16 protein-coding genes are annotated in these 21,495 nt (G+C 64.8%); 9 read left to right on the top strand and 7 right to left on the bottom strand.

Annotated features, from left to right (window positions below; genetic code table 11):
• The coding region (locus tag HGB41_RS23280) for a hypothetical protein (RefSeq protein WP_212761064.1) at positions 1-288 on the top strand (288 nt) is incomplete at its 5' end.
• A 15-nt stretch (positions 289-303) separates the two neighbouring features.
• On the opposite strand, the gene HGB41_RS22130 is transcribed toward HGB41_RS23280, so the two are convergent.
• Entirely contained in the window at positions 304-2,274 is a 1,971-nt protein-coding gene (locus HGB41_RS22130) for a TOL_0244 family TonB-dependent receptor (RefSeq protein WP_171088474.1), read from the bottom strand.
• A gap of 198 nt (positions 2,275-2,472) precedes the next feature.
• On the opposite strand from HGB41_RS22130, the gene HGB41_RS22125 reads away from it, so the two are divergent.
• Genes HGB41_RS22125 through HGB41_RS22115 form a run of 3 tightly spaced genes read left to right on the top strand, consistent with a single transcriptional unit; the run spans position 2,473 to position 4,188 of the window.
• Complete coding sequence (locus HGB41_RS22125) at positions 2,473-3,021, top strand: cytochrome b (protein WP_171088473.1); 549 nt, start codon at positions 2,473-2,475, stop codon at positions 3,019-3,021.
• Positions 3,018-3,569: a YceI family protein gene (locus HGB41_RS22120; RefSeq protein WP_171088472.1), complete on the top strand. Its 552-nt coding sequence runs from the start codon at positions 3,018-3,020 to the stop codon at positions 3,567-3,569. Before HGB41_RS22125 ends, HGB41_RS22120 begins: the two co-directional genes overlap by 4 nt.
• A gap of 49 nt (positions 3,570-3,618) precedes the next feature.
• Positions 3,619-4,188, top strand: a complete 570-nt coding sequence (locus HGB41_RS22115; RefSeq protein ID WP_171088471.1) for a YceI family protein — start codon at positions 3,619-3,621, stop codon at positions 4,186-4,188.
• 102 nt (positions 4,189-4,290) lie between these two features.
• Here HGB41_RS22115 and HGB41_RS22110 read toward each other — a convergent pair whose 3' ends face one another.
• The gene (locus HGB41_RS22110) at positions 4,291-5,796 is read right to left on the bottom strand and encodes a hypothetical protein (RefSeq protein WP_171088470.1); all 1,506 of its coding nucleotides are present in this window, start codon (positions 5,794-5,796) and stop codon (positions 4,291-4,293) included.
• A 269-nt stretch (positions 5,797-6,065) separates the two neighbouring features.
• Here HGB41_RS22110 and HGB41_RS22105 point away from each other — a divergent pair, with 269 nt between their 5' ends.
• The 4 genes from HGB41_RS22105 to HGB41_RS22090 all read left to right on the top strand — a co-directional run bounded on the left by HGB41_RS22105 (position 6,066) and on the right by HGB41_RS22090 (position 10,743).
• Positions 6,066-6,335: a GlsB/YeaQ/YmgE family stress response membrane protein gene (locus HGB41_RS22105; RefSeq protein ID WP_171088469.1), complete on the top strand. Its 270-nt coding sequence runs from the start codon at positions 6,066-6,068 to the stop codon at positions 6,333-6,335.
• Between the two features lie 71 nt (positions 6,336-6,406).
• Positions 6,407-7,684, top strand: a complete 1,278-nt coding sequence (gene cls / locus HGB41_RS22100; protein ID WP_171088468.1) for a cardiolipin synthase — start codon at positions 6,407-6,409, stop codon at positions 7,682-7,684.
• A 147-nt stretch (positions 7,685-7,831) separates the two neighbouring features.
• The gene (locus tag HGB41_RS22095) at positions 7,832-9,991 is read left to right on the top strand and encodes a S46 family peptidase (RefSeq protein WP_171088467.1); all 2,160 of its coding nucleotides are present in this window, start codon (positions 7,832-7,834) and stop codon (positions 9,989-9,991) included.
• A 134-nt stretch (positions 9,992-10,125) separates the two neighbouring features.
• Complete coding sequence (locus HGB41_RS22090) at positions 10,126-10,743, top strand: SRPBCC family protein (protein WP_171088466.1); 618 nt, start codon at positions 10,126-10,128, stop codon at positions 10,741-10,743.
• A gap of 7 nt (positions 10,744-10,750) precedes the next feature.
• Here HGB41_RS22090 and HGB41_RS22085 read toward each other — a convergent pair whose 3' ends face one another.
• The gene (locus tag HGB41_RS22085) at positions 10,751-11,389 is read right to left on the bottom strand and encodes a CatA-like O-acetyltransferase (RefSeq protein WP_229423174.1); all 639 of its coding nucleotides are present in this window, start codon (positions 11,387-11,389) and stop codon (positions 10,751-10,753) included.
• Between the two features lies 1 nt (position 11,390).
• Positions 11,391-12,860: an APC family permease gene (locus tag HGB41_RS22080; protein ID WP_171088465.1), complete on the bottom strand. Its 1,470-nt coding sequence runs from the start codon at positions 12,858-12,860 to the stop codon at positions 11,391-11,393.
• 226 nt (positions 12,861-13,086) lie between these two features.
• On the opposite strand from HGB41_RS22080, the gene HGB41_RS22075 reads away from it, so the two are divergent.
• Positions 13,087-14,268 (top strand): globin domain-containing protein, encoded by a 1,182-nt coding sequence (locus HGB41_RS22075; protein ID WP_171088464.1) that lies wholly within the window; start codon positions 13,087-13,089, stop codon positions 14,266-14,268.
• A 122-nt stretch (positions 14,269-14,390) separates the two neighbouring features.
• Here HGB41_RS22075 and HGB41_RS22070 read toward each other — a convergent pair whose 3' ends face one another.
• The 3 genes from HGB41_RS22070 to HGB41_RS22060 form a co-directional block, all read right to left on the bottom strand.
• Complete coding sequence (locus HGB41_RS22070; protein WP_171088463.1) at positions 14,391-15,506, bottom strand: NADH:flavin oxidoreductase/NADH oxidase; 1,116 nt, start codon at positions 15,504-15,506, stop codon at positions 14,391-14,393.
• A 184-nt stretch (positions 15,507-15,690) separates the two neighbouring features.
• On the bottom strand, positions 15,691-16,707 hold the full coding sequence (locus HGB41_RS22065; RefSeq protein WP_171088462.1) for a succinylglutamate desuccinylase: 1,017 nt from the start codon (positions 16,705-16,707) through the stop codon (positions 15,691-15,693).
• A gap of 3 nt (positions 16,708-16,710) precedes the next feature.
• Complete coding sequence (locus tag HGB41_RS22060; protein WP_171088461.1) at positions 16,711-21,426, bottom strand: NAD-glutamate dehydrogenase domain-containing protein; 4,716 nt, start codon at positions 21,424-21,426, stop codon at positions 16,711-16,713.
• Between the last annotated feature and the right edge of the window lie 69 nt (positions 21,427-21,495).

Genomic DNA, 21,495 nt, shown 5'->3' with positions numbered 1-21,495 from the left:
CCGGTTTCGCTCACGCTGGACCCCAAACTTTTCGGAGTCGACAGCATGAACTACATCGCAAAAGCAGACATTTCTACTTTGCCCAAACCGGACATTTCTACTTTGCCCTTACAGGGTGGGCAAGTTCCTTGCCCACGCGTTCAACCAGCGGGAGAGCAGCCGCGCGGACTGCACTACCGTGATTTGAACGCGTGGGCAGAATCTGCCCACGCTACGGTTCGGCGGCAACTCACAGTTTACGATTATCGCGCCGTTCGATTTACGGTTCGGCGGCGACTCGCTGTGTAACGGTGACCGCCGCTTTTAATTCGTCCACATCAGCTTGACACCCACCCGGCGCCCAAGCTCTGCGCGCGTCTCGCGCGGTCCGTACTCCCCGTGGCCGCCATTCAAATTCTGCCCCACCAGCGCCAGTTCCAGGTTCGGCCGCAGGCGCCAGCCGAAGCGCGCATCCAGCGCCCAGTAGCCCGGCACCGCCGGATTTTCCAGCGCCGCCACCTTGTGCAGCGCCACTTCCAGTTCACGCCGGTCGTCGAAGGCATAGTGCGAGCGCAGCTGCAGTGTGTGCTCCGGGTCCTTGCCGGCCGATCCGGGGCCAGCCAGGTCGTTGCTACCCGCTTTCAGGCGCAGGCGCTCGTGCAGCGCGGTGAAGCCGGCCGACAGGCGCCAGGCATTGGTCAGCTGGTAGCTGCCCCACATCTCGATGCCGGTCGCTTCGCCTTCCATCAGGCTGCCGAAGGTGATGAAGGTCTGGGTCGGGTCGATTTCTTGCGTGCGCAGGTGGTCGTACTGGTTGTGGAACAGCGTGGCCGAATAGGACAGGCCGGCCAGCGGCTGGCCGCGGTAGCCAAGTTCGACCACCCGCGCCACTTCCGAGCGTACCTGCGGCCCGCCGCGCAGCAGGTAAGGCGGGCGGCCGGGGATGTAGGCGTCGACATCGAGCCGGGTCGGTGCGCGCACGGTGCGCGACAGCGCGCTCCAGACGGTGTGGCGCGGCGACAGGCGCCAGGCCAGGCGCGCGGTCGGCAGGAATTCGTTGCCGGTGTAGTCGTTGCGCTCGATGCGCGCACCCAGGGTCAGGCTCAGGTCGGGACTCAGCGCCATTTCGTCCTGCGCGTACAGGCTGGCCCAGGTTTGCTGTTCCCGCTCCGGGAGGAAGGCGATCACCTCGCTGTTGGTCACGTGGTCCCAGCTGTGGCGGAGGTTGGCGCCCCATATCAGGCTGTGGCGGCCCCAGACCGGCAGCGTGTGCTCGAGCTGCAGGTCGGCGATCTGCAGCGATTCGGTAAACGTCGGCGGCACCTCGCGCCGCGTGTGGTCGAGATAGGCCTGCACCGAGAGGCGGCCCCCGCCGTCGAGCGCACGCTCCCAGTGGGCCGTCAGGTTGGCGCCTGCGGTGTCGAGATCGTCCAGGCGCAGCGCGCTGCCGGTGACCGAGATCTCGCCCGGCTCCGGCTGTTCGGGCCGGCCGCGGACCAGGTTGCCGTTGATGCTGAAGGTATCGCTGCCGCGCTCCCAGTCGGCGCGGAAGCCCAGCTGGGCCTGGCGCCAGGCGTCGTTCACGCGCGTGCCGGCCTCGGTTTCGCTGTGCGAACGCTGCAGCACCTTGCCGTACGCGCGCCAGCTTGCGTCGCCGGCGCGCCCGCCCTGGCGGAAGGCCGCGTCGGCGCCATTGGTGGTAGCGCGCAGTGAAGCGAGGCTGCCCTGGGTGGCGTGGGCCGAACGCGTCGTGATGTTGATGACCCCGTTCACGGCATTCACGCCCCACATCGTGCCGCCCGGGCCGCTGATGACTTCGATGCGCTCGATGTCGTCGAGCATCACGTCCTGCATGTCCCAGAACACGCCGGAGAACAGCGGCGCGTACACCGAGCGGCCGTCGATCATGACCAGCAGCTTGTTCGGTCCGCTATTGTTACTGCCGTTCAGGCCGCGCGCGCTGATCGCATGGCCGTAGGTCGAGCTTTGCGCCACGTGCAGGTTGGGCGCCAGCCGCAGCGCCTCGGGCAGGCTGCGCGCGCCGGAGCGGCGCAGCTCGTCGGCGGTGATCACATACACCGAGGCCGGCGCATCCTGCAGGCGCTCCGGCTTCTTCGATACCGACGTCACCTGGATATTCGCCAGTTCCTCGATCGACAGGTCGGCCAGGTTGTCGGGCCGGGCGGTGGCGGCATCTTGCGCGGCGGCCGGCAGTGCAAGCGCAGCGGCGACGCAGGCGGCCAGCAAGGACAAGCGCGCGGCGCGGGGCTGCCACGGCAATGGGTGAATGATCATCGAGCAACTCCGCGGCGATTTTTGTCTGTCAGCAATATTGATAAACGGCTGTGTTGGTGATTTTACATTCCGAGCCTTACTGCTGTGCGTCCAATAGAATCCGTGCTAGTGTTTCAAGCGAAAAATAGTCTTCGCAGCAGCAGGAAGTAAAGACTGCTATAGTTAGTTCTAACGCGTACAGCTTTCCGTAAAGAAACAATGCACCGCTACACTAACACAGCCATCGTGCTGCACTGGACGATTGCCCTGCTGATCATCGGCACCTTCACGCTCGGGCTGGTCATGACCGATATCCCGGGCCTCACGCCGACCAAGCTGAAATATTTTTCGTGGCATAAATGGGCCGGCGTGACCGTGCTGGGCCTGGCCGCATTGCGCCTGCTGTGGCGCTTGTTCCGCCACCCGCCCGCCTATGCCGACGAGATGCCGGCCTGGCAGCGCGGCGCCGCCCACGGCCTGCACTGGCTGCTGTACCTGCTGATGTTCGCGGTGCCCCTGTCCGGGTATTTCTATAGCCTGGCGGCCGGCGTCCCGGTCGTGTATTTCGGTGTGGTCGAGCTGCCGGTACTGATCGCCGCCGATCCGGCGCTCAAGCTGGTGCTGAAAGATGTCCATTACTGGCTCAACATGCTGCTGGCCGCGCTCGTCGGCCTGCACGTGGCGGCCGCGTTCAAGCACCTGCTGGTCGACCGCGACGGCGTGATGGGACGCATGCTGCCTTTTTCTACTTCGAAGGGATCACGATGAAACCACTCAAGGGCCTGTTGATGGCCTCCCTCCTGGCGAGCGCCGTTGCAAGCGCCGTACCGCTGAAAACCGATCCGGCCAGGAGCAGCGTCTCGGCCGTGTTCAAGCAGATGGGCGTGCCGGTCGAAGCGAAATTCACGCAATTTACCGCGCAGATCGACTACAACGCGGCCCAGCCGGCCGCGTCGAAGGCCAGCGTCGACATCGTGACCGCCAGCCTCGACCTGGGCGATCCCGAATACAACAAGGAAGTCGCCAGGAAGGACTGGTTCAACGCCGCGCAATTCCCGAAGGCCAGCTTCGTCTCGAGCGCGATCGCGCCGGCCGGCGCCGGCAAGTTGACGGTTAGCGGCAAGCTGAGCATCAAGGGACGCAGCGCCAACGTGAGTTTTCCGCTGACCCTGAAGACCGAGGCCGGGAAACAGGTGTTCGAAGGTCAGTTGCCGATCAAGCGGCTGGCGTTCAATATTGGCGAAGGCGAGTGGAAGGACACGAGCATGGTCGCCGATGAGGTCGTCATCAAGTTCCGTGTCACTGCAGCTCCATGATTAAGAAACACCACTCATCAATACCCATATTTATAAGGAAATGGAACACATGAAAATCAAGCACCTGATCGCGGCCCTGGCCGCCCTGAGCACCGGCGCCGCTTTTGCCGCCGCCGACACCTACAAGATCGACCCGAACCACACTTATCCGAGCTTCGAAGCCGACCACATGGGCATCTCGGTCTGGCGCGGCAAGTTCAACAAGACCGAAGGTACTGTGACCCTCGACCGCGCAGCCAGGACCGGCACGATCGACATCACCGTGGACACCACCAGCATCGACTTCGGCCACGAAAAAATGAACGAGCACGCGAAGAAGGAAGACATCTTTGATGTCGCCAAATTCCCGACCGCGACCTTCAAGGCCAAGACGATCAAGTTCACCGGCGATGTGCCGACCTCGGCCGATGGCGAATTCACCCTGCACGGCGTGACCAAGCCCCTGACCATGACCATCAACAAATTCAAGTGCATCGACCACCCGATGCTGAAACGCGAAGTCTGCGGCGCCGACGTCACTGCCCAGTTCAAGCGCAGCGACTATGGCGTCAACTTCGGCCTGCCGCGCTTCTCGCCGGAAGTGAAGCTGCTGATCCAGGTGGAAGCGGTCAAGCAATAAGCGCCCCGCCTCAAGAAAATAAGGAAAAAGCCCCGCTGCCATGACGGCAGCGGGGCTTTTTTTCATCGCATCACCGCCGGTTTCGGGCGGCGACGTCAACGATTAACGGCCGTCGCGGTCCAGGTCACCCGGGATGGCGCGCTCGACCTTGTGCCATGCAGCGCGCGAAGCGTGCTTGGCCTGGTCCCAGTTCAGGCGCGATGCACCCTTGGTGCGGTCCCACTCGCTCGACAGTTCGCTTTCGTGCGTGTCGTAGCCACCTGGATAACGGCCGGCGCCGTTGTAGCCCAGCGCATAGGCCGGTGCATAGTCGTCATAGGTGTAGCCCGGGGTGTAGTACGGCTGGGTCTGGTACTGGGTGCGCCAGTGGGCTTCTTCTTCCGCTGGATTGACCATCTTGGCCACGCCCTTGCCCGCCATGCTGCCGATGGCTGCGCCGATGCCGGCGCCTGCCACCGCACCGATCGGGCCGCCCACGGCTGCGCCGATCACGGTGCCGCCGACTGCGGCGCCGCCTGCTGCGCCGACGCCGGTGCCCAGGTGGTGGTCACGCAGTTCGTCGCCCGGCTTCGGGTTGATGACTTCGCCCGTGCCCTGGCCGGCTGCGCCGCCTGCCATGCCGCCGATGATGGCGCCTGCTGCGGTGCCGATCGGGCCGGCTATCGAGCCGACTGCCGCACCGACGGCTGCGCCGCCGGCGCCACCGACGCCTTGCGCCAGGTTATGGTCGTTCAGGTCGTCGCCCGCCTTCGGGTTCACGACTTCGCCAGCGCCCTTGCCGGCTGCGCCGCCCGCCAGGCCACCGACGATCGCACCTGCCGCCATGCCGATCGGACCGGCTACTGCGCCTGCCATTGCGCCAACTGCGGCGCCGGTGCCGGCACCGGTACCCTTGGCCAGGTAGTGTTCCGACAGGTCGTCGCCGGCCTTCGGATTCACGACTTCGCCCACGCCCTTGCCGGCCATGCCGCCGGTGACGGCGCCGATGGCTGCACCAGCGACGGTACCGATCGGGCCAGCTACCGAACCGATGCCGGCGCCGACGATGGCACCACCAACGGCGCCCAGGCCGGCACCGATCACATGGCTACCGCCATTGTCGGTGAACGATTGTTCGATATGGCGTGCATCTTCGTCCGAACGGGCGTTCACGCCCATCACGATGCCACCCTTCTTGATGCCTTCTTCGTAGTGTGCAGCGCGGTCTTCAGGGATGCCTGCGCCGATCAGCGCGCCGATCAGGCCGCCGGTCAGGCCGCCGGCGCCGGCGCCGGCCAGTGCTGCAGCCAGCGGGCCGGCTACGACCAGGCCAAGGCCTGGCAGCACGAGGGTGGTGCCGACTGCAGCGATACCGGCCAGCACGGCGCCGATGGTGCCGCCGATGCCGGCGCCGATGCCCGCGCCTTCAGCAGCCTTGCTGCCCAGGTCGGTATCGGTGTCCTTGAAATGGGTTTTACGGGCATCGTCCGACATCATCAGGTTGACGTCGTCCTTGGTATAGCCGCGGGTCGAGATCGAGCTATAGGCGCGTTCTGCGCTCGCACGGTCAGGGAACAGGCCGGTGACCATACGGGAATTCTGGTTGTTATTCGAATCGTAGTTGCTCATGGCGAATCCTTTCAAAGGTTCAAGTGCGTGGTCGTGCAAACAATGAATGTCTTGCAAGTAGTACAACCATATTCCGCACAAGCCCCCTCTTCTGTTCGCTGACGCACCCTAGCCGGTTGTTTTTAGAATTGAAGAACGGCGATGGCGATTCGCCGTCTAACGTTCGTTGCCGCACCGACCCGATGGGGGCCGGTGCCTAAACTTGTCAACATGGTCACGGCAATAAACGGACCTGGGGGTATGTTTTCTCACTTTGAAGGAGGTAAGCCATGTTATTTATCATTTGGATCGTCGTCGGTGGTATTCTCGGTTGGCTCGCCAGCATGGTCATGAAGACTGATGCAGAGCAGGGCATGATTTTGAACGTCGTGGTTGGTATCGTCGGCGCCTTCCTGGGCGGCTGGCTCCTGTCGCCGCTGTTCGGCTCGGGCACCATTAATTCCGACGACTTCAGCGTCTCGTCGCTGCTGGTCTCGTTCCTGGGCGCTGTCGTCCTGCTGGCTATTGTGAACCTGCTGCGTCGTGGCCGCGTTCGTTAATAGAACTAGTGGATAGCCCTTACTAAAAACCAACGCTTCACGCGTTGGTTTTTTTACGTCTCAGAGTCGATATGACCGCAAAAATTTTCTGGATAGTCCTGATCTCCTGCGCCGCCAGCCTCGTGCTGGGTGTGCTGGCATTGAATTTCATGCCTGGTGAAAAGCAGATCGAAACCCGCCTCACCCACCGCTATGACACGAATGATGCCCAGTTCCGCCGTTCGCTTGGCGTGCTGCTCGGGCCGCCCATCGTGGAGGGCAACAAGGTCGAGACCCTGCTCAATGGCGACCAGATCTTTCCGTCCATGCTGGCGGCGATCCGCTCCGCCGAAAAAACCATTACGTTTGAAACCTATATCTACTGGTCCGAGTCGATCGGCAAGGAATTTTCCGATGCCCTGGCCGAACGCGCACGCGCCGGCGTGAAGGTGCACCTGATGCTCGATTTCATGGGCAGCATGAAGATGGATCTGCCGCAGATCGATGCGCTGAAAGCCGCCGGCGTCATGGTGCAGCGCTACCACAAGCCGGTCTGGTGGAAACTGGCGCGCCTGAACAACCGCACCCACCGCAAGCTGCTCGTCATCGACGGCAAGATCGGCTTTACCGGCGGGGTCGGCATCGCCGACCAGTGGCGCGGCAATGCCCAGGACGAGAAGCACTGGCGCGATACCCATTTCCGCATCGAGGGCCCGGCCGTCGGCCAGATGCAGGCTGTGTTCAACGACAACTGGCTCAAGGCCACGGGCACCGTGCTCGACGGCGCCGATTATTTCCCGGCACTGAAACCGGTCGGCAGCATGCCGGCCCAGATGTTCTCCAGCTCGCCGACCGGCGGCAGCGAATCGATGCACCTGATGTACCTGATGGCCATTACCTCGGCACGCAAAACGATCGACCTGTCGGCCGCCTATTTCGTGCCCGACGACCTGACCATTCGCACCCTGATGGAAGCGGCAAAGCGCGGGGTGCGGGTGCGCATCATCATGCCGGGCAAGTACATCGATTCCGACCTGGTCAAGGCTGCCTCGCGCGAGCGCTGGCCCGAGCTGCTGGCCGCCGGCGTCAAGCTCGCCGAATACCAGCCCACCATGTACCACGTGAAAGGGCTGATCGTCGATTCGCTGCTGGTGTCGGTCGGTTCCACCAATTTCGACAACCGCTCGTTCAGCATCAACGACGAAGCCAACCTGAACGTGCTGGACCCGGTCTTCGCGCGCCAGCAGGAAGCCATTTTCGAAGCCGACTGGCGCCTGGCCAAGCAGGTAACGGCGGAAGCATTCCGCGAACGCCCATGGTGGCAGCGCGTGACGACCGGCCTGGCATCGCTGGTGAAAGCCCAGTTGTAAATACCCGGCGCCAGCGTAGTTTTTCCCTTGGAAAACATTTGATTTGCGCAGTCGAAATAGTGGTTGACGTTAGGGATATGTATTACCGATACTCTTGGATGCTCATGGAGCCCCAAGAGTGTTCCCTTCCCTAAAAGACTGACGCGAATGAAAAAGACTCTCCTCTCGCTGGCCATCCTGACCAGCTTCGCCGCACAAGCGGACGAAGGCATGTGGATGCCGCAGCAGCTGCCACAAGTAGCCAAGCAACTGAAAGCCGCCGGCCTCAAGCTGGATCCGTCGAACCTGACCAAGCTGACCGAATTCCCGATGGGCGCCATCGTGAGCCTGGGCGGCTGCTCGGCGTCGTTCGTGTCGCCACAGGGCCTGGTGGTCACCAACCACCACTGCGTCTACAACAGCATCGCGGTCAATTCGACTCCGGAACGCGACCTGCTGGCCAACGGTTTCCTGGCCAAGAGCCTCAATGAGGAACTGCCGGCCGCCCCGGGCAGCCGCGTCTACGTGACCGAGGAAGTCGCCAATGTCACCACCCAGGTCATCACGCCTGAAGTCGCCAAGCTGAGCGGCAAGGCCCGCATCGACGCCATCGAAAAGAACCAGAAGAAACTGGTGGCCGAATGCGAAAAGGATGCAGGTTACCGCTGCACCGTGGCAAGCTACTACGGCGGCCTGGAGTTCTATCGCCTGAAGCAGCTCGAGATCCGCGACGTGCGCCTGGTGCATGCGCCACCGGCCGGCGTCGGCAAGTTCGGCGGCGATACCGACAACTGGATGTGGCCGCGCCACACCGGCGACTACGGCTTCTACCGCGCCTACGTGAGCAAGGACGGCAAGGCCGCCGAGTTCTCGAAGGACAACGTTCCTTACCAGCCGAAACACGTCCTGAAGATCGCCAAGGAAGGCGCGAAAGAAGGCGATTTCATCATGGTGCTGGGCTACCCTGGCCGCACCAACCGCCACCGCCTGCCGTCGGAAGTCGCATCGACCTTCGACTGGAACTACCCTGCTTTTGTTGCGGCATCGGGCGAGACCCTGGCCATCATCGAGCGCGAGACCAAGAACGATCCGGCCGCCAAGCTCAAGTACGCCGGCCAGGTCGCCAACGTCAACAACTACTACAAGAACCGCAAGGGCATGCTGACCTCCTACGAGGGTAGCGACTTCCTGCAGCGCAAGACCGCCGAGCACACTGCACTGAAAACCTGGGTCAACGCCAATGCGGCCCGCAAGGCCCAGTACGGCGCCGACATCGAGCAGGTCGAGCAGCTGATCGCCGAGCGCGACGCCGGCGCGAAAAAGACCTTCTTCCTGGGCTATGCGCAGCCGAAGTTCCTGTCCTCGGCGCGTTCGCTGTACCGCCTGGCCAACGAGCGCACCAAGCCGGATACCGAGCGCAAGTCGGGCTACCAGGAACGTGACATGCCGCGCTGGAACTCGGTTATCGCCGGCCAGGACCGCACCTATGACGAAAAGGTCGACAAGGCGCTGGTGCTGAACTTCCTGGCCAAGTACAACGCACAGCCTGCCGCCGAACGCGACGCCGCCTTCGACGCCGCCCTGGGCCTGCGCGCGGGCATGACCGAAGCCGAACTGAAGGCAGCACTGGACCGCATCTATGCCGGTTCCAAGCTCGCCAACAAGGACGAGCGCAGCGCATGGCTGAAGAAATCGCCGGCCGAATTCCAGGCCTCGAACGACAGCTTCATCAAGGCCGCGGTCGCGATGTACGACGCGGGCATGAAGGATGAAGCCAAGGAAGAGGAACTGGCCGGCAAGATCCAGCAAGCCTACGGCAACTACATGAAGGCCAAGATCGCCTACATGAATAGCCGCGGCCAGGCCGTCTATCCGGACGCCAACGGCACCCTGCGCGTTACCTTCGGCAAGATCGCCGGCCGCAGCCACGGCGCCGACGGCACCGGCGCCTGGACCGCGTTCACCAGCACCAAGGGCATCACCGCGAAGCACACCGGCGAAGGCGAGTTCAATGCACCGGCGCCACAACTGGCGGCGATCAAGGCCAAGGATTTCGGCAAGTATGTCGATCCGAAGCTCAAGACCGTGCCGGTCAACTACCTGGCCACGCTGGACATCACCGGCGGCAACTCGGGTTCGGCCGCACTGAACGCCAAGGGCGAACTGATCGGCCTGGCCTTCGACGGCACCCTGGATTCGATCATCTCGGACTGGGACTTCAACAACGCCAACACCCGCTCGATCCAGGTCGACAGCCGTTACATGCTGTGGAACATGAAGCACGTGGACAAGGCCGACAACCTGCTGAAGGAAATGAACGCGCAATAAGCGTTGACGTGGCGCCCCGAGGGCGCCACCTGGAAAGCCACGCGGGCGCGAGCCTGCGTGGCTTTTTTCTTGGAGGAATCAGAATGCTATGATTCCCCGCATCCGTCCCATCGGGGATGCCATCAGGAGAGCCCATGAAGATCACGCTGCAGGCAGACCACGACATCAGCGACGCAACTGCGCACAAGGCCACCGGCGCCACGCTCGCCGAGTGGTTCGGCCGCATCGACGAGAAGGGTGGACCGGCGCTCGGCCGGCGCGGCATCAACGCCTGGTTGTACGGCGAGCTGAAGATCGACATGTGGTGGGTCGCCACCATCTCCAACGAGTACGAGCGCGCGCGCGGCCAGTTGGAAAAGGACGGCAAGCTCACCGGCTATTCGATCTGCGCCACCAAGAGCGTCAAGGCCGATGCGCAGGCCTGCTATGCGGCGTTTGCCGAGCCGGCGCAACTGGACCGGTGGTTCGGCCCGAGCAACCAGATCGAGCTGGTCCCGGGCGGGCGCTGGACCAACGCGGACGGAAATGCCGCCACCATCCGCAAGGCGACGCCGGGAAAGAACGTGCGCATGCTGTGGGAAGACCCGGAGCTGGGCATGCCCACGCCGCTGGAAGTGAAATTCACGCCGGTAGCGGACAAGTGCACGGTGACGGTCACGATCGAGCGCCTGCAGAACCGCGCCGCGGCGGATGGCTATCGCAAGGCCTGGGGCGAAGCGCTGGTACGGCTGAAGGCAGTGCTGGAGGCTTGACGTCGGGTCAAGCCATCATCGCTTCCAGCTCCGCCGCCACCTGCTGCGCCAGCTGGTGGATGTGGAAGCCGTCGACGAAGCCGTGGTGGGCCTGCACCGAGAACGGCAGCTCCAGGCGCCCGCCGCCGGCATCCCGGAACTTACCCCATGCGAACGAGGGGATATCCGGATGCGCCAGCGATATGCTCGGATGCTGGATCGAGGTGAACGCGAGCCAGGGGATGCAGGTGACAAAGACCTGCTCCTTTGCCTCGCGCGCCGACATGGTGCGGTAGGTGGCGTTCAGTTCCGTCATGGCGCCCGCTTCCTCGCGCGCCGCGATGCCGCGCGTGACGAATTCGCGCAGGTCGTCGGTCCAGGCGAACTGGGCGAAATTCAGGTCATTGTGGTGGTTCACCACCGTGAACGAGGGCCGCAGGCGGTCGATGCGGAATACTTCGCCGTCGAGCAGGCGCCAGCGGAAATTCTCGATCTTCAGCACCGAGCGCAGCACCGCGCACAGCAGCACGTGGAAAGGGGCCAGGCCCTGCTGCTTGCACCAGGGCCGGAAGTCCGGCAGCTCGAGCGGGAAGCACAGGTTGACCGCCGCGCTGTCCATGCCGTCGAACAGGTTGAAGCGGTCGCGCCGCCGCTCGAAACTCTCCAACTTAGGACGCCTTGTTCAGGCGGCTATGGCGCACGCTGTACAGGAAATAGGTGGCCACCGCCACCGCCATCCAGATGAAGAACATCCGGAAGGTGGTCGCCGACAAATCCTTCATGATGTACAGGCAGGCGAGCACCGACAGGCCCGGGATCACATAGGGACCGAAAGGCACGCGGAAGCTGCCCGGCTCGCCGGCGCCCTGCTTGGCGCGGATCACCGGGACCGCGATCGAGACCACGATGAAGGCGGTCAGCGTGCCCATGCTCACCATGTCCCACAAGAAGGTCGCATCGACCAGGCCGGCCACCAGGCCTACCGCCACGCAGACGATCACGGTGTTGGCGGTCGGGGCCAGGGTGCGCTTGTTCACCTTCTGGAAGGTCTTCGGGATCAGGCCGTCGCGGCTGATCGCATACAGGATGCGGGTCTGGCCGTAGATCGTCACCAGGGTCACCGAGGACACCGATACCACCGCGCCGGCCGATAGCACCAGCGCCGGCCAGGCCTGGCCGGTCACGTTCTGCAGGATCACCGACAGGCCGGCTTCCTGGCCCGCGAACATCGCGGCAGGCTGCGCACCGACTGCGGCGACGGCCACCAGCAGGTAGAACACGGTCACGATCAGGAGAGCCGCCAGGATCCCGATCGGCACGTTGCGGCGCGGGTTGTTCACCTCTTCGCCGGCGGTGGCGATGGTGTCCAGGCCGATGAAGGAGAAGAACACGGTGGCCGCGGCCGCGGTCACGCCGGCGGTGCCGACGAAGCCGGTGCCCGGGTCCGGGTTGAAGAAGGGCGTGAAGTTGGCGGCATTGAAACCGGTCAGGGCGATCACCGAGAAGAAGATCAGGATTGCCAGCTTGATCAGCACCATGACGGCATTGGTGGTGGCCGATTCCTTGGTGCCGCGCACCAGCAGGATGCAGCACATGATCACCAGCAGCACCGGCGGCAGGTTGAAATTCCCTGGGGTGAAATGGACGTTATGGTGTTCGGACACGAACATCGGGGACCGCAAATGGGCCGGGATCTCCCACCCGAAGGCGTTGACCAGGAAGTTGTTCAGGTAATCGGACCAGCCGATCGCGACAGCACTGCCGGCCAGGCCGTATTCGAGCAGCAGGCAGGCCGCCACGATGAAGGCGGCAAACTCGCCGACGGTCGCATAGGCGAACGAGTAAGACGAACCGGCGGCAGGCACGCGCCCGGCCAGCTCGGCATAGCACAGCGCGGTCAGGCCGGCGGTCAGGGCCGCCAGCAAAAAGGAGAGAATCACCGCCGGGCCGGCCTTGGGCACCGCTTCGGCCATCGTGAAGAAAATGCCGGTGCCGATGGTGGCGCCGACGCCGATCATCGTCAGCGGGAACAGGCCGAGCGACCGCTGCAGGCCGCCGTCGCTCGTGCCGTCGCTGTCGTCATGATGACGTCCAGCGGGTTTCGTGCGGATCAGCTTTTGGCCCAGGGTCAGATTCACGGCAAGTCCTTTGGTGCGGTTGGCAAGGTCGACGGCGCAAGAGCAAGCGCCAATCAAAGCCTGCGATTATAGGGGTTGTTTTGTTATCACCGAAAAATAGTTTAATCAAAGATGCATATTTTCTGCATCTTTGATAAAATGGCTGTGTCCGCACGAATTACCCACCGCCCGGACCCTTTTTTTAGCTTTAAACATGCATAAATAATGCATCAATAAGGAAAACATCATGATCTCGACCGCTTCCCGCCCCTATATCGACGCCTCCGTTCCGGTGCTGCGCGAGCATGGCCTGGCCATCACCACCGAGTTCTACCGCAGCATGTTCGCGGCGCACCCGGAGCTGACCCGGCTGTTCAACATGGGCAACCAGGCGAATGGCGCGCAGCAGCAGTCGCTGGCCTCGGCCGTGTTCGCGTATGCCGCCAACATCGGCAACGCAGGGGCGCTCGGTCCGGTCGTGAGCCGCATCGTGCACAAGCACGCCTCGGTGGGCATCCGCGCCGAGCACTACCCGATCGTCGGCCACCACCTGCTCGGCGCGATCAAGTCGATCCTGGGCGATGCCGCCACCGAGCCGCTGCTCAAGGCATGGGAAGAAGCCTATACCTCGCTGGCGACCCTGTTGGTCGATGCGGAAGCGAAGATGTATGCCGACGCCGGCGTGCAGCCGGGCGAGACGCGCCCGATGCGCGTGCTGGACGTCGTACGCGAAAGCGATAACGTCGCTTCGATCCGCTTTGCGCCGGTCGATGGGGCCTTGCCGCCGTTCCGGGCCGGTCAGTACGTCAGCGTGGCCGTCGACTTCAACGATGGCCGCCGCCAGCTGCGCCAGTACAGTTTGTCGGATGCCCCTGGCAAGGACAGCCTGCGGATTTCGGTCAAGCGCGAGGATGGCGACAGTGCCCTGCCCGCCGGCGAGGTATCGACCTGGCTGCACGATAATGTGAACGTCGACGACCTGCTGCACGTGACCCACCCGTTCGGCGACTTCCTGCCCGATACCGAATCGGACGAGCCGGTGGTGCTGCTCTCGGCCGGCGTCGGCATCACGCCGATGATCGCGGCCCTGAACCGCATCGCCATGGTCAACCCGGAACGCCGCGTGATCTTCGCCCACGCCGCGCGCAATGCGGCGAATCACCCGCACCAGCGTGACGTCGCCGCAGCACGGGCGCGCATGCCGCACCTGGTGGTGGTGAGCTTCCATGAAGAAGGCGACGGCGCCCTGCCCGGGAAGATGGACCTCGCCCGCCTTCCATCGTGGCCACGCACCGAGACCAATGTCTATATGTGCGGCCCCCTGCCCTTCATGCAGGCGCAGTGGCATGCGCTCCTGGCAGCCGGCGCCCCGGCAGCGCGTTTGCACCGCGAAGTGTTCGGGCCGGATCTGCTGGATAACCTGCTGTAACTCAGACGCGACCCGTAGGGTGGGCAGGTCCCCTGCCCACCCTGCAAAATCCCCACTTGCATCGCTCCGCCGCGACGCATGCAGGATGTGAACGCGCGGCCGGCGAAGCCGGCCACCCTACATCAGCGCTGCCCCAGCCTGGTCGTTCCAAACAGATGTTTGTGCTCGCGCGGCTGCGAACGCCAATACTGCGGGGGCGCGAACACCTGCTCCCCCAGCTCCGCCGCCGCATGCCACGCCCAGCGCGGGTCGTACAGCATCGCGCGCGCCAGCCCGATCACGTCGGCCTGCCCCTGCTGAAGGATGTCCTCGGCCTGCTGCGCCTCGGTAATCAGCCCCACGCCAATCGTCGGCACCCCCGTCTCGCGCTTGATGCGCTCCGCAAAAGCCACCTGGTAGCCCGGCCCAAGCGGAATTTCCTGGCGCGGCGACAGCCCGCCGCTGGACACGTGCATGAAGTCGCAGCCGCGCGCCTGCAGCTCGCCTGCAAAGCGCAGGCTCTGTTCGATCTCCCAGCCTCCTTCGACCCAATCGGTGGCCGAGATGCGCATGCCCACCGCCATGTCCTTCGGCACGGCGGCGCGCACGGCCTCGAATACCTCGAGCGGGAAGCGCATGCGGTTTTCCAGCGAGCCACCATAGGCATCCTGGCGCTGGTTCGCCAGCGGCGACAGGAACTGGTGCAGCAGGTAGCCGTGGGCGCCGTGCAGCTCGATGGCGTCGAGGTCCAGCGCATGGGCGCGGTGCGCCGCAGCCACGAAGCCTTCCTTCACACGCGCCAGCCCTGCTTCATCCAGCGCCAGCGGCACGGTTTCGCCGTCGGCATGCGGCAGGTTCGAAGGCGCGACGGTCTGCCAGCCGCGCTCCTGGTGCGGCGGGATATTCGCGCCGCCTTCCCACGGCACCTCGCTGGACGCCTTGCGCCCGGCATGGGCGAGCTGGATGGCGATTTTGATGGGCGAGTGGCTGCGCATGGCGCGGATCACCGGCGCCAGCGCTTCGGCATGGGCGTCGGACCACAGGCCCAGGTCGTCGGGTGAAATGCGTCCTTCCGGCGTGACGGCGGTGGCTTCGATGATCAGGAGGCCGGCGCCGGAAAGTGCCAGGCCGCCGAGGTGGATCATGTGCCAGTCGGTGGCGAGGCCGCCAACTGCCGAGTACTGGCACATCGGGGCGATGGCGATGCGGTTGGACAGTTGCAGGGGTCCCAGGGTGACTGGGGAGAAGAGCATGCTCATGGAGCCTCCGCGCGGGGCAAAGGCTTTAGTCTAGAGCAGAGGGGGATTTGATGTTGCGACGTTGGTGAGGAAATTGGAGGGAATAATGCCAGTGGCATTGTTCCCGCCTTCGCCGGGATCACGTGCTTATTGTGTTGGCCATAAGACCGTCGTCCCGGCGCAGGCCGGGACCCAAGTTTGTTGATCAGCCGATCCGCGTCACCATCAGCCCCGCGCGCAATCCAACCCGCACATCCGGATTCGGAAACACCACCAGCTCCTCGTCATGCTCCACGGTATACACCGTGTCGCCATCGGTCGCGATGACCTCGCCCTTTTTCATGGGCGTGAAGTTCCAGGTATCGCGCCCCACCGACATGGAGAAGGCATCCGACAGCTTGATCACCTGCCGCGCCGTGGCAAACACATGCGGCGCGACCTTGGCTGCCGCACCGGCTTGCCCGCGCAGCAGCTGGTCCAGCGCTTGGGAGGCATCGGCAAACTGCGACAAATCGTTCTGCCCCAGCGTCCCGACCCGCCCCAGCTCCACGGTGGTGCCCGCGGCGCCATGGTGCTCGCTCGAATAATAGCTGTAGGTACCCACCGACTTCGGATTCATGATGACGGCGCCAATCGCCGCCTGTCCCAGCCAGTCGATCAAGGCCTTGCGCCGTTCCTCCGCGATCAGCTCCGGCACGATCGCGAACATCGGGTAGTGCGAGGGACGGATGGCCGTGTGCAGGTCCAGGTGCCAGCGCGCCGGCCCCGCCCCTGCAAAGAAGTCCACCGTCGCCGCGATGATCGTGTCGGCACGCGCCGCCTCGAAGGTGCCGGCCAGCGCACCACGTTCGCTACGGAACATGCGGTTCAGGTCCGCATCGATGAACCGCTTGCCCACCGCGATCGCGTCGATGCTGCCGACGCAGAGCATCAGGTCCACCGCCAGCGCGCGCGGTGTGTGCGACAGGGCTTCGATGAGCCAGGCGACCATTTCGATCGGCCCGGTCTCGTCGCCATGCACGCCCACCGACACCAGCACGGCCGGGCGGGCGGCATCCGCTACCGCCGCCTTGACCGTGAGGATGCCGGCCGCCGGCAGGCCGACCGCAAAGCCAGCCTCCGTGAAGCGCTGCGCCACCGTGCTGAAGTCACCTCCGGCAAGGAGCCGCACCGCTTCCGGCAGCGCACCCGATTCGGCTGCGCTCCTTGGGTCGGCGTTCATCTTTCAGGCTGCCAGGCGATCCGGGCTCGAGCCTTCCGACAGCGCCCAGACGTCCAGCATGGCTTGCTCGAGCTCGACCGGCTGGGCAAAGCCCGTCAGGCCGCGCGCCTTGGTGACCTCGGCGACAGCCGCCAGCGCATCGCCGCCATGGCCGGCACGCTCGATCACCTGCAGCAGCAGGCGCTGCTGGGTGCGGCGCAATGCCTGCATCGCGTAGTTGCGCAGCTGTTCCTGGGCCTTGCCCTGGGCCGGCAGCTTCAGGCCGCGTTCCAGGGTGTCGATGCCGGCCTGCTGGCGCAGCGCCATGCCGACCTGCAGGAACTGGGCCAGGCTCATGCCGCTTGGACGCTGCACCGATACCGCCGCGAACAGGAAGGTCGCCAGCGACTCGATGGTCTCGACGGCTTTCCAGGCTGCGGTGAACGATGCCGGCATGCCGCTGTGGCCATCGGCTTCCGAACGGGCCGGGGTCAGGCTGCGCAGCTGGTCGGCCTGGCCGAACAGCGAGGACAGTTCCGCCATGCCGTCGGTACCGGCTGGCAGCGACAGCACGCCTTCGATCACGGCGCGCAGCAGCGCACGGGTACGGGCATCGACCGCCATCGACACGTCACGCGGCACGGTCAATGCATCGGCGTCGAGCGCGTCGAATACCGGCGCCAGGTGCAGCGCCGACCAGGCCCTGGCCCAGGCCTTGACCACTTCGGTTTCATCGACGCGGTGCTCGGCTGCCAGGTCGCGCAGCATCAGCGGGCCGCAGCGGTTGACCGCTTCGTTGGCCAGTACGGTGGCCAGGATGGTATTGGCCAGCGGGTGGTTCAGCGGATTGCGGGTGGCCACCAGCTGGGCAGGGAAGTAAGGGCGCAGCAGCGAGTCGGCCCACGATTCGCTGGTGAGGTCGAGTGCCGACAGGGTCCGCTTGAAGCGGTTCTTGACGTTGGCGACAACGACCGCCAGTTCCGGTGCCGACAGGCCCAGGCCCAGTGCCTTGCGGCGCTGCAATTCGGCGTCGCTCGGCAGCTGTTCCAGTTCGCGCGACACGGCGCCTTCCGATTCCAGGTTGGTGATCAGGGCGGCATAGCCGTCCACGGTCGAACCGGTTGCCTGCGCCTGCGCTTCGCGGGTCAGCAGGTGGGTCTGCTGCGTGTTGTCGCGCAGGACCAGGCGTTCGACGTCGCCGGTCATCTCGTTCAGGATGCGGTTACGGTCGCCTTCCGGCAGCTCGCCGGCATTGACTTCGGTGTCGAGCCAGATCTTGATGTTGACTTCATGGTCGGAGCAATCCACGCCGGCCGAGTTGTCGATCGCATCGGTGAAGATACGGCCGCCATTCAGGGCGAACTCGATACGGCCGGCCTGGGTCGCGCCCAGGTTGCCGCCTTCGGACACGACCTTGCAGCGCAGTTCGCTGCCATTGACGCGGATACGGTCATTGGCGCGGTCTTTCACCTGCGCATGGCTTTCGCTTGATGCCTTGATGTAGGTACCGATGCCGCCGTTGTAGAACAGGTCGACCGGGGCCAGCAGGATGCGGTGCATCAGTTCTTCAGGTGCCAGCGAGGTTTCCTGGATGTCCAGCGCAGCGCGCACTTCCGGGGTCAGCTCGATCGAGCGCGCCGAGCGTGGGTACACGCCGCCGCCCTGCGAGATCAGGCTCTTGTCATAGTCTTCCCACGACGAACGCGGCAGCGCGAACATGCGCTGGCGCTCGTTGAAGGAGACTTCGACGTCCGGGGTAGGGTCCAGGAAGATATGGCGGTGGTCGAAGGCAGCCAGCACCTTCAGCTGGCGCGACAGCAGCACGCCGTTGCCGAACACGTCGCCCGACATGTCGCCCACGCCGACCATGGTGATCGGGGTGGTCATCATGTCGTGGCCCAGTTCATAGAAGTGGCGCTTGACGGCTTCGAACGCGCCCTTGGCGGTGATGCCCATCTTCTTGTGGTCGTAGCCGTTCGAGCCGCCCGACGCAAAAGCGTCGCCCAGCCAGAAGCCGCGCTTGACGGCGATGCTGTTGGCGATGTCCGAGAAGGTCGCGGTGCCCTTGTCGGCGGCTACCACCAGGTACGGGTCGTCCTGGTCGTAGCGCACGGTGTTTTCCGGCGGGACGATGGCGCCACGCACGCGGTTGTCGGTCACTTCCAGCAGGCTGGCGATGAACAGGCGGTAGACCGATTCGCCCTCAAGCGCGACGGCTTCACGTGGGGCATTGGTCGGCATCTGCTTGCACACGAAGCCGCCCTTCGAGCCGGCCGGCACGATGACGGCGTTCTTCACCATCTGCGCCTTCACCAGGCCCAGCACTTCGGTGCGGTAGTCTTCCATGCGGTCCGACCAGCGCAGGCCGCCGCGGGCGACCGGGCCGCCGCGCAGGTGCACGCCTTCGAAGCGGCGCGAAAACACGTAGATTTCGCGGTAAGGGCGCGGCTCCGGGGCCAGCACCAGGTTGCTGGTGTCGACCTTGAAGATCAGCTTTTCGCCCTCGTTCTGGAAGTAGTTGGTGCGCACGGTGGCCAGCGCCAGGTCGACCAGTGCGGCCATGATTTCTTCGGTGTCGGCGTGGTTCACGCTCGACAGGCCGGCCTTGAGCGCGGCCAGCTTGGCGGTGCCGGCGGCATGCTCGGACTCGCCCAGTTTCGGATCGAAACGCAGCAGGAAGGCGGTGACGAATTCCTTCACCAGGGCCGGCTGGGTGCGCAGGGTCTCGGCCATGTAGCGCACCGAGAACTTCGAGCCGAGCTGGCGCCAGTAGCTGATGTAGGCGCGTACCAGCTGCACTTCGCGCATGGCCAGGCCGCCTTCGATGGTCAGGCCGTTCATGCGGCCGTCTTCGGCTTCGCCATTGAACAGCGCGGTGAACAGTTCTTCGGCCACCGGAATGATGCCCTGCTTGACCAGCTTGGCGCCGCTCTCGTCGTCCACCGCCAGGGCGGTGACGTGGTGGCGCGCGCCGTCGGCGGTCTTGATGGTCCAGGTCTGCTCGCGGTCGACTGCGATGCCGGCGTTCTGCAGTGCCGGCAGGATGCGCGACAGCGAAGGCACGACTTCGCCCGAGTACAGGCGGATCGAGGCGCCTGCGGCGGCATTGCCGGCGCCGCTGCCAGGTTCGACGCGCACGGCGACGCGTTGCTGCTGGCCGTTCTGGAGCAGGGCCTGCAGGTCGCTGAACGCGGTTTCCGGTGCCGTGGCGGTGACGAAGCTCACCGGCAGGTTGGCGCCGAGCTTGCGCAGGCTGCTGCGCTGGGTGTGCTCGTCGACGCCGTTGGTCAGCACGGCGAACCGGTCATGCCAGCCGTCCAGCACCGACAGCAGCGGCTGCTGGATGTCGGTTTCCAGGTCGAGCGGGTTGCGTGCGGCGTGCGCGATCAGGTAGACGCGGGCCAGCGGACCATCGGCCACCAGGGTCTGCGAACGCACCTCGCTGGCGCCCGAGCTTTCCTTGAGGGCTGCGGCCAGGCCGGCGGCGACCTGGGCGCTGTAGCGCTCGCGCGGCAGGTAGACCAGTACGTTCAGGTGGCGCGCATAGACGTCGCGGCGTGCGAAGACTTTCGGGCGCGGTTGCTTGTACAGCGACACGACCGAGCTGCACACCTGGGCCAGCCATTCCGGATCGGCTTCCAGCGCTTCGGTGCGCGGCAGCGATTCGAGGATCTCGACGAATTTCTCGGCGCGGAAGCCTTCCTGGCGCACACCGGCGATCGACAGCACCTTGGCGACGCGGCCGCGCGCGAACGGCAGGCGCGCCAGCGGGGTCGAGGTGGCGGCGCGGGTAAACAGGCCCACAAAACAGTGCTCGCCCAGGATGCGCCCTTGCGCGTCGGTGTTGCGCACGCCGATGAAGTCCAGCGGCTGGTCGCGGTGCAGGGTGCCCTCGACGTCGGCTTTCACGATTGACAGGGTGTCGGCACGGCGCGACAGGGTTTCGAAGTCGCCCGGGATGTTGGCCAGGCAGGTGCCGTAGACCGGGTGTGCAGTATCTTGCAGCACGCCGACGCGGCTCGGGACGTCGCGTTCGAGTTCGCGCACGCCTTCCTTGACCATGTAATAGGCGTAGCCGAAGGGTTCGAAGCCTTCGTTCTTGGCCCATTCGAGGAAGGCCGCGACTTCCTGGCCTTCGGCGCTGCCTGCCTGGGCAGCGGCGGCTGCGACGGCGGTCATGCGGTCGGCCATCTTGACGGCGTCGCGGTGCACCACGGCGGCATCGTTGGCCACCATGCGGATGCGCGCGGTCAGCGCGTCGAGTTCGGCGAATTCGAGTTCGTCGTTGAGCAGCACCAGCACGATCGATTCGAGCGGGGCGCCGGCTTCGCCGACCGAGGTGGCGGCGCCTGCGGCATCGCGGCGCACGGCCAGCACGGCGTTCATCACGCCGGTGGCGATCTGGCGCTCCTTGCGCAGGGCCATGACGAAGGAGTCGACCAGGTAAGGCATGTCGGCGTTCAGGATCAGCAATGCGGTAGCCATGCCGCCACGTCCGTCGGAATACTGCATCTGCGCGATCTGGCAACCAGGGCCGGTGCGCTGGGCCAGCTGCGAGAAACCTTCCCACAGCACCGGCGCCAGGCTCTCCGGCGAGGTGCCAGCCAGGTCTTCGTCGTCGAGCGATCCGAGCCACGCGCTGATCAGCGCGCCCACCTGCTTGGCGTCGCCGGCGGCGGCGTGGTTTGCATTCACCAGAGCGAGCGTCTGGTTACGCAGATCTTGTGACATGTCTTTCATTTGCTTCTCCAAAGTTTGTGTGCCCGGCGCGCTTGTCAGCTTGTGGCTTAGCGCTGCCCTGGCTCTATA

This window comes from Telluria aromaticivorans, assembly GCF_013003915.1.
Classification (GTDB): Bacteria; Pseudomonadota; Gammaproteobacteria; order Burkholderiales; family Burkholderiaceae_D; genus Telluria; species Telluria aromaticivorans.
The sequence above is the reverse complement of the archived record's forward strand: the minus strand, read 5'-3'. Positions and strand labels throughout refer to the sequence as shown.